Origin of the sequence: Methylobacterium sp. J-072 (assembly GCF_022829425.1) — a bacterium.
Lineage (GTDB): Bacteria > Pseudomonadota > Alphaproteobacteria > Rhizobiales > Beijerinckiaceae > Methylobacterium.
In genome coordinates this window covers 47445-60725 of the sequence record NZ_JAKSYK010000111.1, presented here as the reverse complement: position 1 = coordinate 60725, position 13281 = coordinate 47445, and the positions used below count along the sequence as shown (strand labels likewise).

The window sequence follows — 13281 nt, the reverse complement described above, 5'->3', positions numbered from 1 at the left end:
GCCGTTGGTGCCGAGCCATCCGCCGGCCTCCGATGCGACGTCCGGTTAAATCCTCCCTTGCCGTCATTGCGAGCGCAGCGAAGCAACCCAGGGAACCGCTACGGCCTGCGAACGCCCGCCGCACTGGGTTGCTTCGCTGCGCTCGCAATGACGGTGGGTGCATGCCGAAACGGGCGCCCACATCGATGGCCGCCGCCAAAACTTTCCTGCCGTCCCGCGATCGGCGGCATGCTATGCCCCCGGCAAACCGGAGAACAAAAAAATGGTCTCCCGACCGGCTCATCTCGACGCCGCCAGCCTGCGCATCCTCGAACGCCTGCAACAGGACAGCGAGATCAGCATCGCCGACCTCGCCGAGCAGGTCGGGCTCTCGACCTCCCCGTGCTGGCGCCGGGTCAACGACCTGAAGGAGGCCGGGATCATCCGGGGCTGCGTCGCGGTGGTGGATCCGATGAGCCTCGGGCTCGCTGTGAACGTCTTCGTCCACGTCTCCCTGGAAAAGCAGACCCAGGCCGCGCTCCAGGCCTTCGACGAGGCGGTCCGCAGCCGCCCGGAGGTGATGGAATGCTATCTGATGAGCGGCGAGGCCGACTACATGCTGCGGGTGGTGGTGGAGGATCTCGGCCAGTACCAGCGGCTGGTGCTCGACCACCTCACCCGCATTCCGGGGGTGGCCAACATCCGCTCCAGCTTCGCGCTCGGCCAAGTGAAGTACACGACCGCGCTGCCGCTTGGGCACCTGACCCGGTGAGCCGGTCGTTCGCTGGATCAGGAGGTTCAGAGTTTCCCAGCGGCGCCGGCCTGGACCGGCCGCGTCACGCTGAAGGAAGAATGGTGGAGCCTAACGGGATCGAACCGATGACCTCTTCCATGCCATGGAAGCGCTCTCCCAGCTGAGCTAAGGCCCCACTTTTCCACAGCGGTTTGGGTCCCGCGGGGTCTCGCCGACCGGCTGGCGTCCGGCGAGGCCGGTTCTATAGGCGGCTCTCGCGGCGGACTCAACCCCTTTTTTGCGGGTTCTTCGCGGAAATGCCCACCCCTCTCGGACTCGTCGCGGGCTCTTCGCGGGGTGGGCGCAAACGGGGCTCAGCTTTCTTCGTCGGATTCGATATCGCCGTCGATCAAGGCGGAGACGTCGTCGCCGGAATCCTCCTCCTCCAGGAAGGTTTCATCCTCGGCCGAATCCCCGTCCTCGGCGGCATCGTCCTCGGGCGTCGGATCCGCCTCGTCCTCCGCGGCCTCGACCTCGTCCAGCGAGACGAGGTCCGGAGCCTTCTCGTCCGTGTCATCCTCGTCATCGGCCTCGGCCGGCCCCCGTGCCAGGGCCGGCGCCGCGACGCGGCTCGTCGCCGCCTGGTAGACCGCACCGCATTTCGGGCAGGCGGCGGGATCGCGTGCGAGGTCGTAGAACTTCGCGCCGCAACTCATGCATTGGCGCTTCAGGCCAAGTTCGGGTCGGGCCACGGGCGGGCACCTCGTCGTCTCTGCTGTTGTCGGAAGACGGGCGCGTTAGTCGGGGCCTCGACCCCTGTCAATCGAGGCGCAGACCCCCGTTTCACGAGGGCGGCCGACCGGGTGCGATGGATGACGCGGGCCGGTACGCGTGTTAACCGCGCCGCCAGTTCACGGTCCGATTGCAGCGCCGCGGCGCCCCCGCGCGACGCGCCGGATCCCGGCCCACCCCAGTTTCCCGAACGGACGCCCCGTGTCGCACGATTCGCCTCCCCAGCCTCTCACCGCCGCACCGGGCACGCCGCTCAACGGGCGCCTGCGTCCGCCGGGCGACAAGTCGATCTCCCACCGGGCCATGATCCTGGGGCTGCTGAGCCAGGGCGAGACCCGGGTCGAAGGCCTGCTCGAGGGCGACGACGTGCTGCGCACCGCCGCCGCCGCGAAGGCACTCGGCGCCGGAATCGAGCGCCTCGGCGAAGGACGCTGGGTGGTGCGCGGCGTCGGCATCGGCGGCCTCACCGACCCGGCCGAGGTGCTCGATTTCGGCAACGCCGGCACCGGCTCGCGGCTGATGATGGGCGTCGTCGGCGGCCAGCCGGTCACCGCGACCTTCGACGGTGACGCCTCCCTGCGCTCGCGCCCCATGCGCCGGATCCTCGACCCGCTCACCCGCATGGGCGCGCAGGTCCTGTCCGAGGCCGAGGGCGGGCGCGTGCCGCTGACCCTGCGCGGCCTGAACGAGGCGATCCCGATCACCTACGAGACGCCCGCCGCCTCGGCGCAGATCAAGTCCGCGGTGCTGCTCGCCGGCCTCAACGCCCCCGGCACCACCACGGTGATCGAGGCGGCCGCCACCCGCGACCACACCGAGCGGATGCTGCGCTTGTTCGGCGCCGAGGTTCGCGTCGAGCCGCACGGGCCGGGCGGCCACGGCCGCAAGGTGTCGCTCACCGGACAGCCGACCCTACGTGGCACCGACGTGGTCGTGCCGGCCGATCCGTCCTCGGCAGCGTTCCCCCTGGTGGCGGCGCTGATCGTGCCCGGCTCCGACGTGGTGATTGAGGGGGTGATGATGAACCCGCTGCGCACCGGGCTGATCACCACCCTGCTGGAGATGGGCGCGCAGATCGAGCGCGTGGCCGAGCGGGAGGAGGGCGGTGAGACCGTCGCCGACCTGCGCGTGCGCGCGAGCCGCCTCACAGGCGTCGACGTCCCGGCCGAGCGGGCCCCCGCGATGATCGACGAGTACCCGGTGCTGGCGGTGGCGGCGAGCTTCGCCGAAGGCCGCACCCGGATGAACGGCCTGCACGAATTGCGCGTGAAGGAATCCGACCGGCTCGCGGCCGTGGCGGCGGGGCTCGCGGCCAACGGCGTTCGCCACAGCGTGGAGGGCGACGACCTCGTGGTCGAGGGCGACGGCACGGCCGCGCCCGGCGGCGGCACGGTTGCGACTCATCTCGATCACCGGATTGCCATGGCGTTCCTGGTGATGGGGCTCGCCACAAAGGCGCCGGTCACGGTGGACGATGGCGCGATGATTGCCACGAGCTTCCCGAGCTTCCTGCCATCCATGCAGGCCCTCGGCGGTCGGATTGGGGCTTAGATCATGCCGCTCGTCATCGCGATCGACGGCCCGGCCGCCTCGGGCAAGGGGACCCTGGCCAAGCGGCTCGCCGTCCATTACGGCCTGCCGCATCTCGACACGGGGCTCCTCTACCGCGCGGTGGCGCTGGCGCTGATCGATGCCGGCCTGTCCCTCGACGATCCCGAGGCCGCGTCCCGGGCCGCGCACGCTCTCGACGCCGGCAGGCTGGACGATCCGCGCCTGCGCGCCCGCGCCATGGGCGAGGCCGCCTCGCGGATCTCGGCGGTGCCGGAGGTCCGCGCCGCCCTGCTGGCCTGGCAGCGGCGCTTCGCGGCCGATCCCCAGGGCGCCGTCCTCGACGGGCGCGATATCGGCACCGTGGTCTGCCCCGACGCCAGCGTGAAGCTCTACATCACCGCCTCGTCCGAGGAGCGCGCCCGCCGCCGCCATCTGGAGCTCGCCGGCCGCGGCGAGGCCGCGACCTTCGCGGCAATCCTGGCCGACATCGAGGCCCGCGACGCCCGCGACGCCTCCCGGGCCGCCGCACCGTTGCGCATGGCCGACGATGCGATCCGGCTCGACACCACGACCCTCGACCCGGACGCCGCCTTCGCCGAGGCAAAGGGCGTGGTCGAGCGCGCCCGCGGCGACGGGGCATAGCGCGCCACCCACAACCCCGTGTTGACCCCCCGGCCCCGCTCACCTATTGCGAACGCGCCGTCCCCGCGCGGCCGCCGCAGGGCGGTCCCGGACGCGAGCGCGTAGCTCAGCTGGTAGAGCAACGGACTTTTAATCTGTAGGTCCTGGGTTCGAGTCCCAGCGCGCTCACCATACAATTCGCTTCAGGTTTTCTTCAAAATATGTCGGGCTCACATTGAAGCCTGTTGCGCGCGTATTCTCGCGCCGTTGCAAGACCGGCTAGCCGAAGCACCACGCGTTTCGATCCTGGCGATGCGACGTCTCGTGCTGGCGGTTGAATGTTTTGACGGCGTGCGGTCGGCACATTCGATAGATTGCCACGCATCCTTGTTGCGCATGGCGTCGTGTCGACCAAGATCAACGAGATGAGCGTGACTGCTTGGCGGAGACAACGAGCGGACTAAGCTCGCGGCGACCTCTATGAACCGTGTCGCCATCGCGGCAGTGGCGGTTGGCGGCTTGGCGCCAATTGCGCAGAACCACTTCGCGAGCATGACCGATCTCGAAATCGGCCTCTTTTTCTTGAAGTTGTTTCTTTGCCTTGTGACCAGTGTAGGCTTACATCTGGGAGCGAGTTACCTCCTCAGGGGCATCAAATGACCTTGACCCAACTCGCTGTCATCGCCGCGTTCCCTCTTGGGGCGCTGCTGGTCGGCTTCGGCGCATTCTGGTTCGCCAAGCGCGCTGTCTGAATAGGATGTCGTGTCATCGGTTCGCGTAACAGCGAACCACCCGCCGGCTTCGGGCCAAGCCCGACTTCGCGCGACGCCGGATCAGTCCGCCCCGCCTTCAAATACAGAACAACACTCCGGCGGTCCGCTCCTTCCGCCAGATCAGCTTCACGGCGTAGCGCATATCGGAATTAGCCAGCACGAGGTCGAAGGCCGTCTCCAGCGTGACCACGTGTGAGCCGAGGAATTCCAGCATCGCGCCGCCGTCGGAGAGATTCTGGACCCGGCAGGGGAAGCGCGACCCGTCCGGATGCTGGGCGTAGGCCAGAAGCGCCGTCACTGTGCGGGCGCTGGCGCGTCGCTCGACGAAGCCGATCGGAGGCCGGGCGTTGCGGGGCATGGCCGAATGACCCTGGCGATATCGGCCAAGATGGCGCGATGTCAGTAAAAATGCGCCGAAAATGCTAATGATAGATTGATCAAATCTATATTTGTAGGAAAATAAAGCATGAGCTGACGGTTCTGAGGCTATGACCGGAACGGTCGCATGCCGGAAGCAGCATGGCCGACACGCTCCGTCCCGCCGACGATGAGCCGCGAATCCTATCGACGCTCGTCGTCGCGCAACGGCGGTCCCTTGCCGGCCTTGATGAACCGCCCGACGAACAGCCCGACCGGAATCGACAGCAGAAACCAGTTCCGCAGAAATCGCAGCGACTTCGACACGGGTCGCTCTCCTTTTCTCGCTCGGGGACTCATCAGAGCACGGCACGCCGTGGGATCCAAACGCGCGGTTCGAGTGCCGGCTCCCATCCGGCCGCGTGGGTCATGGCTTTCCCGGTGCCGACCGGTCAGGCTGGGTGCATAGCTCTGACCGACTTTTGGCCTGCACCGGACATCCGGAGACGATCATGCGCATCCGCCTCGGCCTCAAGATCCCGATCGGTCTCGTCCTGGCCGCCATGCCGGCCGCCGTCTGTGCCGAGGCGCCCGGCCAGCCTTCGACCCTCGCGCTGCCGCTCGCCTGGCCTCCGGGCTTCTCTCGGGATGTCCAGGGCAGCGGCCTGCGCGGCCTCGATGGCGGCCACGCCTTCCTGTGGAACCGGCCGCCGGGCTTCGACCCGGTCTCGACCCTGCGGGTCGACCGGCACATCCCGGACGGAACGGGGGAGCCCGGTCACACCTACAAGGCGCTCTGGGCGCTCGGCTCCTCGGGGCCGCACAATGCCGGCTACGAGTGGACGATCACGGGGGAGCTGCACAATCGCAGCCTCGCCAGCACGGGGGCGCAGAACGTCGCCGTCAACGGCACGATCTTCAAGGAGGCCAACGGGATCGGCCCGGTCGGGCCGTCCTGGGCGGGCAATTTCAACTGCGTGGACATGACCGACGAGGCCGATCCGGTCGCCTCCTGCATCGGCGCCGAGATCGACGTCTCGGCGCAATCGCCGACGACGGACCGCAACCGCCAGCGGGTCGGCCTGCAGATCTCCACCGGCGGGGTGCCGGGCGCCCATACCGGCTACGGCATCCTGATGGGCAACCTCGCCGGTTCGGTCACCGACCGGGGCGTCTCGTTCCAGGGGGAGGGGACCTACGGCATCGGGATCGACACGGCGGCCGGCCGGTTCACCGGCGTGCCGATCCTGCTGGGATCGGGCCAGTCGATCGCGCTCGACGGAAACCGCGAGGGAAGTTATGGGCGCACCCTCGGCTTCGACGGGCGGGACCTGGTCTATGGGACGGCAAGCGGGCCGGTATTCCGGGTGAGCGATGCGGGCCAGCTTCAGGCGGCGTCGGTCCGGGAGGCGCGACCGAATCCGCCGCACAGCAGCCGGGAGGCCTGCACGCCCGGCGACCACGCCTGGGACGCGGCGTTCGAGTATCGCTGCGTCGCCCCGGACCGCTGGAAGCGCGCGGCGCTCAGCGACTGGTGAGCGCGGCTCTCACGCCCTGCGGAACGGCAGGATCGCCACGAAGGCCGCGAGGGCGGCGCCGATCACGCGCAGGAGCGCGGAGCCCGGGCTGTCGGGCGAGACGACGATCCACTCGAACAGCATCGCGCCCGACAACAGCAGCAGCACCGAGACGAGGAGCGTCTCGCCCGACAGTGCGGATGGCTTGGCCTTCATGGTCGTTCCCCCGGAGCGCGTTTCTTATTCGCTTGCCCCGGGGTGTTAGCGGATCGGTGACCGTAAGGCGAACCGGCCTCACCGATCGAAGATGCGCACCACCGCGCGGGTCGCCGGATCCACGACTACGACCTTGTCGCCGGGCGCAACGAAATAGCCGTAGCGGCGCAGGCGCGGGTTCGGCGTATCCGTGAAGGGGGCGAGACGCACGTCCTCCGGAACGATGGTGCCGGGCCGCAGCGGGATCGAGCCGACGATCGGGCCGGGGCCGACCGGGCGGCTCACGATGTAGTCGCGGACCACGACCTCGTCATCCGGGCCGAAATCATCGGGTTCGACGATCACGCCCTGCGCGAAGGCGGTGCCGGTGAACAGCGCGGCAAGCCCGAGGGCTGCGGCGAGACTTGCGCGGGTGGACATGGCAGGCTCCGTGACGGTCGGGATCGCCTGAAACACCGCCCGTCACGCATGTGTTCCCGGCGCCTCGCCGCCCGATCTCAGCGCCCCGATCTCAGCGCCCGACCTGGGCCGCCTCGGCCAAAGGCACCGGCGACCAGCGGGTGATCTGCACGTAGCCGTCCAGTGCCGCGATCACCACGTGCCGGCGGTGGCGATGCACCACCGTCCCCGGCGTGTGCCCGTGGCGCTCGCGCCAGCCCTGCGCCTCGGCCACGTAGACCCGCGCATCGCCCAGCCGGGCGATCGTCTCGACGGTGCCGAAAGCCCGGACCCGGCGCAGGATCGGCTCCACCTCCTGCCGGAAATCGAGGGTCCGGTCGGCATCAGTGGCCCGGGGCCAGTAGGAGCCGTCGCCCTGCGGCTCGGCGCGGCGCCAGCGGGCGGGCAGATCCTTGCCGAGCGGTCCGCTGGCGAGCCGTCGGGCCGCCATCTGGCACTTGGCCAGCACGGTCTCGTGCGATTCGATGGCCTCGAGGCTGAAGATGTCCTGGGCCAGGATATCGCCGGTGTCGAAGCCGTCGGCGAGCACGTGGGCGGTGACACCCCAGGTCTCGTAGCGGTCCAGCACCGCCCGGAACAGCGGATAGGGGCCCCGCCCGGTCGGCAGCGGGGAGGGGTGGACGTTCAGGCCGTAGGCGGCGCGGCCGCGCCAGCCCTTCACCAGCCAGGGATAGCCCGCCACCACCAGAGCCCAATCCCTGCCGTGCTCGGCCTGCAGAGCCTCGATGTCGCGCTCGCGGATGCGCGACAGCTGGATCGGCAGGCGCATTGAGCGCGCCCGGGCGACCAGCACGTCGTTGTGGTCGTAGATCCCGTCGCAGGGCCGGGTGAACAGTTTGATCGGCCTCCAGCCGGCCTCGACTAGGCCCTCGAACACGCCGCCCAGGAAGTCGATGCCGGCGAACGCGAACTTCATGCTTGCCGCCTGCGACCTTGTGAACGTGGAGCGGGGCGGCCTGCCGCCTGCCCGGGGGCGCCGCCGGCCTTACTTTGTCCGGAGCAGGTTGGGTAGCAAGAGGACCGCACGTGCGACAGGTTCTGATCTACGGCGGAACGGGTGGCATCGGCCTCGCCACCGCCCGGGCGTTGCGGGCCCGCGGCTATGCCCTCCATCTCGCGGCCCGGGACGGCGAGCGCCTGTCGCGTGCGGCCGACGAACTCGGCGAGACGACGGTCACGGCGGGCGATGTCGGCGATCCGGATTTCTTCGCCGCCGCCAGTGAGGCGGCTGGGCCTGCGCTCGCCGGCCTGGTCTACGCGGTCGGCACGATCAACCTGCGTCCGCTCGGGCGCCTGACCCGGGCCGATGCGGAAAACGACTTCCGCATCAACGCGCTCGGCGCCTTCTCGGCGGTCCAGGCCGCGGCCGGCGCACTGAAGGCCGGTGCCGGGGAGTCGGGCGCCGGGATCGTGCTGTTCTCGACGGTGGCCGTCGCGCAGGGCTTCCCCGCGCACGCCTCCGTGGCGATGGCCAAGGGTGCCGTTGAGGGGCTCGGCCTGTCGCTCGCGGCCGAACTCGCCCCGCAGATTCGCGTCAACGTGGTCGCGCCGTCGCTGACGCGGACGCCGCTCGCCGCCGCCATCACCGGCAACGAGACCTTGGCCCAGGGGATCGCCGCGATGCACGCCCTGCAGCGGCTCGGCCGCCCGGAGGATGTCGGGGCGCTCGCGGCTTTCCTGGTCTCCGATGAGGCGGGCTGGATCACCGGCCAGGTGATCGGCGTCGATGGCGGCCGCGCGACCTTGCGCACCAAGGGCTGACGGGTGCCGGCGCAATCCGCATCGCGCACCGGAGGCACGCTCCGGTTCGTCCTCGGCGATCAGCTGAACCGGCGGGTGTCGAGCCTGACCGATCTCGACCCCGCGCAGGATGTCGTCCTGCTCGCCGAGGTACGGGATGAGGCGACCTATGTCCGCCACCACAAGCAGAAGATCGCCTTCCTGTTCGCCGCCATGCGCCATTTCGCGGCCGAGCTGGGGGCGGAAGGGATCACCGTCGACTACGTCCGCCTGACCGATCCCGGCAACACCGGCAGCTTCACCGGGGAGCTGGAACGCGCGGTGGGGCGCCATGCGCCCGCGCGGGTCGTCGTCACCGAGCCCGGCGAGTGGCGGGTCTGGGAGATGATGCAGGATTGGCGCGAGATGCTGCCCGTGCCGGTGGAGATCCGCGCGGACAATCGGTTCCTGTGTCCGCGCGAGGATTTCACCCGTTGGGCCGAGGGCCGCCACCACCTGCGGATGGAGACGTTCTATCGCGGCATGCGCCGTCGGACCGGCCTGCTCATGGACGGTGGCGAGCCCGTCGGCGGCCGCTGGAACTTCGACCCCGACAACCGGAAACGCCTCCCCAAGGGACATCGGCTGCCGGACCGGATCGGTTTTCAGCCGGACGCGACCACCCGGGAGGCGATCGCGCTGGTGGAGCGGGAGTTCGCCGACCATTTCGGCGACCTGGCGACCTTCTCCTGGCCGGTGACCCGGGCCGATGCGCTGGCAGCCCTCAAGCATTTCATCGCTGAATGCCTGCCGACCTTCGGCGATTATCAGGATGCCATGAAGGCGGGCGCGCCGTTCCTCTACCACGCGCTGCTCTCGCCACCGCTCAATGCCGACCTCCTCACCGCCGAGGAAGTTTGCTGGGCCGCCGAGCGGGCCTACCGGGACGGAACCGCGCCGCTCAACTGCGTCGAGGGGTTCATCCGGCAGATCCTCGGCTGGCGGGAATATGTCCGCGGCGTCTACTGGGCGCGGATGCCCGAATACCGCGAGACCAACGCGCTGGGCGCGAACCGGGACCTGCCCTGGTTCTACTGGTCGGGCGTGACGAAGCTCAACTGCATCGCCAACGTGGTCGCGGATACGAGGGCCCACGCCTACGCCCACCACATCCAGCGCCTGATGGTGACCGGCAATTTCGCGCTGATTGCCGGCCTGGACCCGGCGCAGGTGGAGGAATGGTATCTGATCGTGTTCGCCGACGCCTACGAATGGGTCGAACTGCCCAACGTCCACGGCATGGTGCTGTGGGCGGACGGCGGCGTCATGGGCTCGAAGCCCTACGCGGCCTCGGGCGCCTATATCGACCGGATGTCGGATTACTGCGCCACCTGCGCGTACGACGTGAAGTTCAAGGCGGGGCCGGATGCCTGTCCGTTCAACTACCTCTACTGGAACTTTTTGATCGAGAACGAGGACAGGCTGGCGGGCAACCCGCGCATGGCAATGCCGTTTCGAACGCTTCGCGGGATGGGGGACGCGCGCCGGACCGAGATTCGGCAGGATTCGGCCCGCTTCCTCGAATCTCTCACGGCCGAACCCGTTCACCAGGGCGACCAGACTGCCAAGGCCACGTAAGGGGATGCCCGTCGCCGGCCCGACTCGGTCTGGAGACCCCCCGAGACACGGAAACTGTAGCGGGCGATGGCGAAATCGGTCGCGTGCAGACCGAGATTCCATTTCCGGTAGCCGGTCTCGTCGCCGTAGACGCTGAGTTCCGGCCCGAGATAGGTGTCCCAGCCCCGATAGCCCCAGGCCAGCCGCGTCCACAGCTGCGCGTCGAGCCCAGGACGGCGGTCGCCTGGAGGAGCGTGTTCTCGGTCGGGCATGCCCAGATCTCGCCGTGCAGGCGCAGACCGTACGCGGCCGGCAAGGCGGCCAGGGCGCGCGGGTCGACCAGCATCTCGATCGAACCTTCGGGACCCGCGAAGATCGCCGCCACGCCCCAGTCGAAGAACCATTGATAGCCGAGCACCGCCGCCGCGCTGAACGTGTAGCGCGTGCGCGGGAGGCCGAAGTCGCCGCGTTCTCGCTGCCGACCGCTGCCGACGCTTGCCAGCACGGTGAAGCCGTCGTGGTCGAGGGAGCCCAGCCCAAGCTTGGCCCCGACGGTGAGAAATGTCGCGGCGCCCGCATCGAGGCTGCCGAACAACAGCGTGTCGATCTCGCCGCTGCATGCCGGAGACTCTTGTGCGAGGATCGCCGAGGCCGCCAGAGCAGCTAAACGCGTCCGCTTGCAGCTTTTCGTGGCGGTCCGGCGCTTGCGCACGAAACGGTCCCCGGTGGCGAGTCCGTAAACCCCATGTTAATTGACGTAGAGTGCCGCTCAATTCATCATAGGTCCACCAGAAAGATATTTGGGGTTGCGCGATAAAGTCGGCTGAGAGGTCCCAGTCGCAGAAAACTGTGCTTCTGATGACTTGAGATTTACTTCAAGTCAGATCGAGCCGACCTCAGGTGTGAATCCTTCGGTTCGGATCCGGTATGGGATCGCGCGGGCGCCCCGCGCTTGGCCTGCCGGGTGATCTCGGCTAGAGCCCGCGCCAGGACAGCGAAGGTTGGCGGATCCTTGACTGCCGGTGCACGAACGTCAGACGTCCTCACTGTGCTGGCGAGCCAGGAGGGGGAGCGCCTCACCGTGGGCGACATCGTCGCGGTTCTGCGGGACCGCGCCTTCGCATTGCTCGTCGTGCTGCTCGGCTTGCCGAACTGCCTGCCGATGCCGCCGCCGATCCCGCTGATCTGCGGTCTGCTGCTGCTGCTCGTGGCGGTTCAGATCGCGGCGGGGATGTCGGCGCCGTGGCTGCCGCGGATCCTGCTCGGCCGCTCGATCGCGCTCACCGATGTACGGCGCGCCGTCACCCGGGCGGTTCCGATCTTGCGGCGGCTGGAGCGCTGGTCGCGCCCCCGGGTCAGCGTGTTCGAAACCGCGTTGGGCATGCGCGGCATGGGGATCGCCCTGTTGGCGTTGGCGCTGGCGCTGATCGTGGCCGCGCCGATCGTCGGGCAGATCCCTCTGGGGCTCGCCGTCTGTCTCGTGGGCCTCGGCCTCGTCGAGCGCGACGGCCTCGTCGTGATGGGCGGGTTGGTGATCGGCCTGTTCGGCGTCGCCATCAATGCCGGCTTCGCCTACGCGGTCATCGCCGGGATCGCGGGTCTCCTGAACCTGTGACGCGCACGGATCAGAGCCGATAACGGATCTGGTCGGTCCAGAAGCGCTCGAGCCGGCCGAGAGCCGTGTTCAACCGGCCGAAATCGTCGTCCGAGATGCCCCCGATCGGCGCGATCGTGCGAGCATGCTTGTCGTAGAGCCCCTGGATGATCTCGTGGACCTGCCGACCCTTGTCGGTGAGGCTGATTCGGACCGAGCGGCGGTCCGTCTTCGACCGGGCGTGGTGCAGGTAGCCGGCCTCGACCAGCTTCTTGACGTTGTAGGAGACGTTGGAGCCGAGATAGTAGCCCTTCGTCCGCAGCTCGCTCGCGGTCAGCTCCTTGTCGCCGATATTGTACAGGAGCAGCGCCTGGACGCTGTTGACGTCTTCGCGGCCGCGCCGCTCGAACTCGTCCTTGATCACGTCGAGGAGCCGGCGGTGAAGCCGCTCGACCAGGTGAAGCGCCTCCAGGTACGAGCCCTTGGCGGACGGGACTTCTTCCGGGGTCTCGCTCTTCGCGACTCGGGCGCTCTGGGTCTTCATCGTCTGCCTCACCGTCTGATGCCGCGGCTTCCGTTCGATGCGGTGCCGCTGATGATGGCTAAGCTATGGGTCGGGAATGAAAGGCGATTTAAGCGACAGGATGAATTCCCGATTTACTCTTCGCGGTAAAGACAAACTGAAGCGAAGATCAGAACGGTTCGTTCACCGTGCTTCCTGCGCGGCCATCCAGGACAGCAGGAAGTACATCAGCACGACCGTCAGGCCGAATACGAGCAGCGGCACCGGCATCGGTACGAGTTGCGGGGTCAACACCGCTAAAGTCATCGCGGATGTGACGGCCAACAACCAGATCACGCCGCCCCAGGCGCTCGTCAGCCACAAGCCGATCGCCGCCGACGCATCCACCACGGCGAAGTAGACGATCGCCGCCTGCCGGCCGAACGGCTCGATCTCGAAGGGGCGCGTTCCGGGGAGCACGTCGAGGATCGTCGCCCAGGACCCGATGCTCTTGATCAGCCAGAACAGCGCCGTGACCCGCATGAACCAGACGAGCACCGTGTCCCAGGTGCCTGGCGCCGGCCCTTGCGCGCGCTCGATCCGATCGGTCGGCGCGTCGCCCGGACGAGACCCCTTGCGCCGGATCGGGAAGGAGCCGGGCACTACGGTGCGCTCGCGGGTGGAATGGGCCGGTGCATCGTCGGGGGGGCCGGGTTCATGTTGGGGGATGGCCCGGGTTGAAGCGGTTCCGGTGCCCTACGTCAACGGTCTGATTTCGCCGCGCCCGGCCACTGTGCTAGTCCGGCGTCCCCAGCGCCGATGCGCCGCGCGATCCTCGCTTCACCGCGCGC

Annotated in this window: 16 protein-coding genes, 2 tRNA genes and 1 pseudogene; 8 read left to right on the top strand and 11 right to left on the bottom strand. The window is 68.6% G+C overall.

The annotated features are described in order from the left end of the window. The first annotated feature begins 262 nt into the window (after nt 1-262). Nucleotides 263-751 carry an Lrp/AsnC family transcriptional regulator gene (locus MKK67_RS12575; protein ID WP_007564896.1) on the top strand — a complete coding sequence of 163 codons (489 nt, stop codon included), beginning with the start codon at nt 263-265 and terminating at the stop codon, nt 749-751. Nucleotides 752-832: 81 nt separating this feature from the next. On the opposite strand, the gene MKK67_RS12570 is transcribed toward MKK67_RS12575, so the two are convergent. Further along, nucleotides 833-908 (bottom strand) — tRNA-Ala (locus MKK67_RS12570). A 178-nt stretch (nt 909-1086) separates the two neighbouring features. Then, nucleotides 1087-1464, bottom strand: a complete 378-nt coding sequence (locus MKK67_RS12565; protein ID WP_243965190.1) for a TIGR02300 family protein — start codon at nt 1462-1464, stop codon at nt 1087-1089. A 241-nt stretch (nt 1465-1705) separates the two neighbouring features. On the opposite strand from MKK67_RS12565, the gene aroA reads away from it, so the two are divergent. From aroA to MKK67_RS12550, 3 genes are all read left to right on the top strand, one after another. Continuing rightward, nucleotides 1706-3055, top strand: coding sequence for a 3-phosphoshikimate 1-carboxyvinyltransferase (gene aroA, locus MKK67_RS12560; protein ID WP_243965189.1), 1350 nt, complete (start codon nt 1706-1708; stop codon nt 3053-3055). A gap of 3 nt (nt 3056-3058) precedes the next feature. Continuing rightward, nucleotides 3059-3697 carry a (d)CMP kinase gene (gene cmk, locus MKK67_RS12555; protein WP_243965184.1) on the top strand — a complete coding sequence of 213 codons (639 nt, stop codon included), beginning with the start codon at nt 3059-3061 and terminating at the stop codon, nt 3695-3697. A gap of 95 nt (nt 3698-3792) precedes the next feature. Beyond that, a tRNA-Lys gene (locus tag MKK67_RS12550) sits at nt 3793-3868 on the top strand. A gap of 657 nt (nt 3869-4525) precedes the next feature. Here the strand turns inward: MKK67_RS12550 and MKK67_RS12545 are convergent. Together MKK67_RS12545 and MKK67_RS32625 are read right to left on the bottom strand one after the other, a co-directional pair. Continuing rightward, complete coding sequence (locus MKK67_RS12545; RefSeq protein ID WP_243965180.1) at nt 4526-4807, bottom strand: PilZ domain-containing protein; 282 nt, start codon at nt 4805-4807, stop codon at nt 4526-4528. Between the two features lie 203 nt (nt 4808-5010). After that, complete coding sequence (locus MKK67_RS32625; protein ID WP_279594957.1) at nt 5011-5133, bottom strand: hypothetical protein; 123 nt, start codon at nt 5131-5133, stop codon at nt 5011-5013. Between the two features lie 185 nt (nt 5134-5318). On the opposite strand from MKK67_RS32625, the gene MKK67_RS12540 reads away from it, so the two are divergent. Beyond that, nucleotides 5319-6344 (top strand): hypothetical protein, encoded by a 1026-nt coding sequence (locus MKK67_RS12540; protein ID WP_243965179.1) that lies wholly within the window; start codon nt 5319-5321, stop codon nt 6342-6344. Nucleotides 6345-6353: 9 nt separating this feature from the next. Here the strand turns inward: MKK67_RS12540 and MKK67_RS12535 are convergent, their stop codons facing one another. The 3 genes from MKK67_RS12535 to MKK67_RS12525 all read right to left on the bottom strand — a co-directional run bounded on the left by MKK67_RS12535 (nt 6354) and on the right by MKK67_RS12525 (nt 7914). Then, nucleotides 6354-6539 (bottom strand): hypothetical protein, encoded by a 186-nt coding sequence (locus tag MKK67_RS12535; RefSeq protein WP_243965177.1) that lies wholly within the window; start codon nt 6537-6539, stop codon nt 6354-6356. Nucleotides 6540-6617: 78 nt separating this feature from the next. Next, nucleotides 6618-6959 (bottom strand): hypothetical protein, encoded by a 342-nt coding sequence (locus MKK67_RS12530; protein WP_243965172.1) that lies wholly within the window; start codon nt 6957-6959, stop codon nt 6618-6620. A 91-nt stretch (nt 6960-7050) separates the two neighbouring features. After that, nucleotides 7051-7914 (bottom strand): formyltransferase family protein, encoded by an 864-nt coding sequence (locus tag MKK67_RS12525; protein ID WP_243965171.1) that lies wholly within the window; start codon nt 7912-7914, stop codon nt 7051-7053. Nucleotides 7915-8024: 110 nt separating this feature from the next. Between MKK67_RS12525 and MKK67_RS12520 the strand changes: the two genes are divergently transcribed. Both MKK67_RS12520 and MKK67_RS12515 read left to right on the top strand, forming a co-directional pair. After that, entirely contained in the window at nt 8025-8759 is a 735-nt protein-coding gene (locus MKK67_RS12520; RefSeq protein WP_243965169.1) for an SDR family NAD(P)-dependent oxidoreductase, read from the top strand. 3 nt (nt 8760-8762) lie between these two features. Then, on the top strand, nt 8763-10355 hold the full coding sequence (locus MKK67_RS12515) for a cryptochrome/photolyase family protein (protein WP_243965164.1): 1593 nt from the start codon (nt 8763-8765) through the stop codon (nt 10353-10355). Here the strand turns inward: MKK67_RS12515 and bcsS (MKK67_RS32930) are convergent. Both bcsS (MKK67_RS32930) and bcsS (MKK67_RS32925) read right to left on the bottom strand, forming a co-directional pair. Continuing rightward, nucleotides 10322-10606, bottom strand: a complete 285-nt coding sequence (bcsS, locus tag MKK67_RS32930) for a cellulose biosynthesis protein BcsS (RefSeq protein ID WP_409568397.1) — start codon at nt 10604-10606, stop codon at nt 10322-10324. The genes MKK67_RS12515 and bcsS (MKK67_RS32930) overlap by 34 nt on opposite strands. A 14-nt stretch (nt 10607-10620) precedes the next feature. Further along, nucleotides 10621-11046 (bottom strand): annotated as a pseudogene (gene bcsS, locus MKK67_RS32925) (cellulose biosynthesis protein BcsS); the annotation flags it as partial. Nucleotides 11047-11346: 300 nt separating this feature from the next. Between bcsS (MKK67_RS32925) and MKK67_RS12500 the strand changes: the two are divergent. Next, entirely contained in the window at nt 11347-11949 is a 603-nt protein-coding gene (locus MKK67_RS12500; RefSeq protein WP_279594956.1) for an exopolysaccharide biosynthesis protein, read from the top strand. A gap of 10 nt (nt 11950-11959) precedes the next feature. On the opposite strand, the gene ldtR is transcribed toward MKK67_RS12500, so the two are convergent. Further along, on the bottom strand, nt 11960-12472 hold the full coding sequence (ldtR, locus tag MKK67_RS12495) for a transcriptional regulator LdtR (protein ID WP_058193388.1): 513 nt from the start codon (nt 12470-12472) through the stop codon (nt 11960-11962). A gap of 162 nt (nt 12473-12634) precedes the next feature. After that, nucleotides 12635-13093 (bottom strand): DUF6163 family protein, encoded by a 459-nt coding sequence (locus MKK67_RS12490; protein WP_243965161.1) that lies wholly within the window; start codon nt 13091-13093, stop codon nt 12635-12637. Nucleotides 13094-13281: the final 188 nt, after the last annotated feature.

Excerpts from the sequence above, each read along its gene's own strand:
- MKK67_RS12575 (WP_007564896.1), top strand. The coding sequence starts at position 263 with ATGGTCTCCCGACCGGCTCATCTCGACGCCGCCAGCCTGCGCATCCTC.
- cmk (WP_243965184.1), top strand. The coding sequence starts at position 3,059 with ATGCCGCTCGTCATCGCGATCGACGGCCCGGCCGCCTCGGGCAAGGGG.
- MKK67_RS12545 (WP_243965180.1), bottom strand. The coding sequence starts at position 4,807 with ATGCCCCGCAACGCCCGGCCTCCGATCGGCTTCGTCGAGCGACGCGCC.
- MKK67_RS12540 (WP_243965179.1), top strand. The coding sequence starts at position 5,319 with ATGCGCATCCGCCTCGGCCTCAAGATCCCGATCGGTCTCGTCCTGGCC.
- MKK67_RS12535 (WP_243965177.1), bottom strand. The coding sequence starts at position 6,539 with ATGAAGGCCAAGCCATCCGCACTGTCGGGCGAGACGCTCCTCGTCTCG.
- MKK67_RS12530 (WP_243965172.1), bottom strand. The coding sequence starts at position 6,959 with ATGTCCACCCGCGCAAGTCTCGCCGCAGCCCTCGGGCTTGCCGCGCTG.
- MKK67_RS12525 (WP_243965171.1), bottom strand. The coding sequence starts at position 7,914 with ATGAAGTTCGCGTTCGCCGGCATCGACTTCCTGGGCGGCGTGTTCGAG.
- bcsS (WP_409568397.1), bottom strand. The coding sequence starts at position 10,606 with ATGCCCGACCGAGAACACGCTCCTCCAGGCGACCGCCGTCCTGGGCTC.
- ldtR (WP_058193388.1), bottom strand. The coding sequence starts at position 12,472 with ATGAAGACCCAGAGCGCCCGAGTCGCGAAGAGCGAGACCCCGGAAGAA.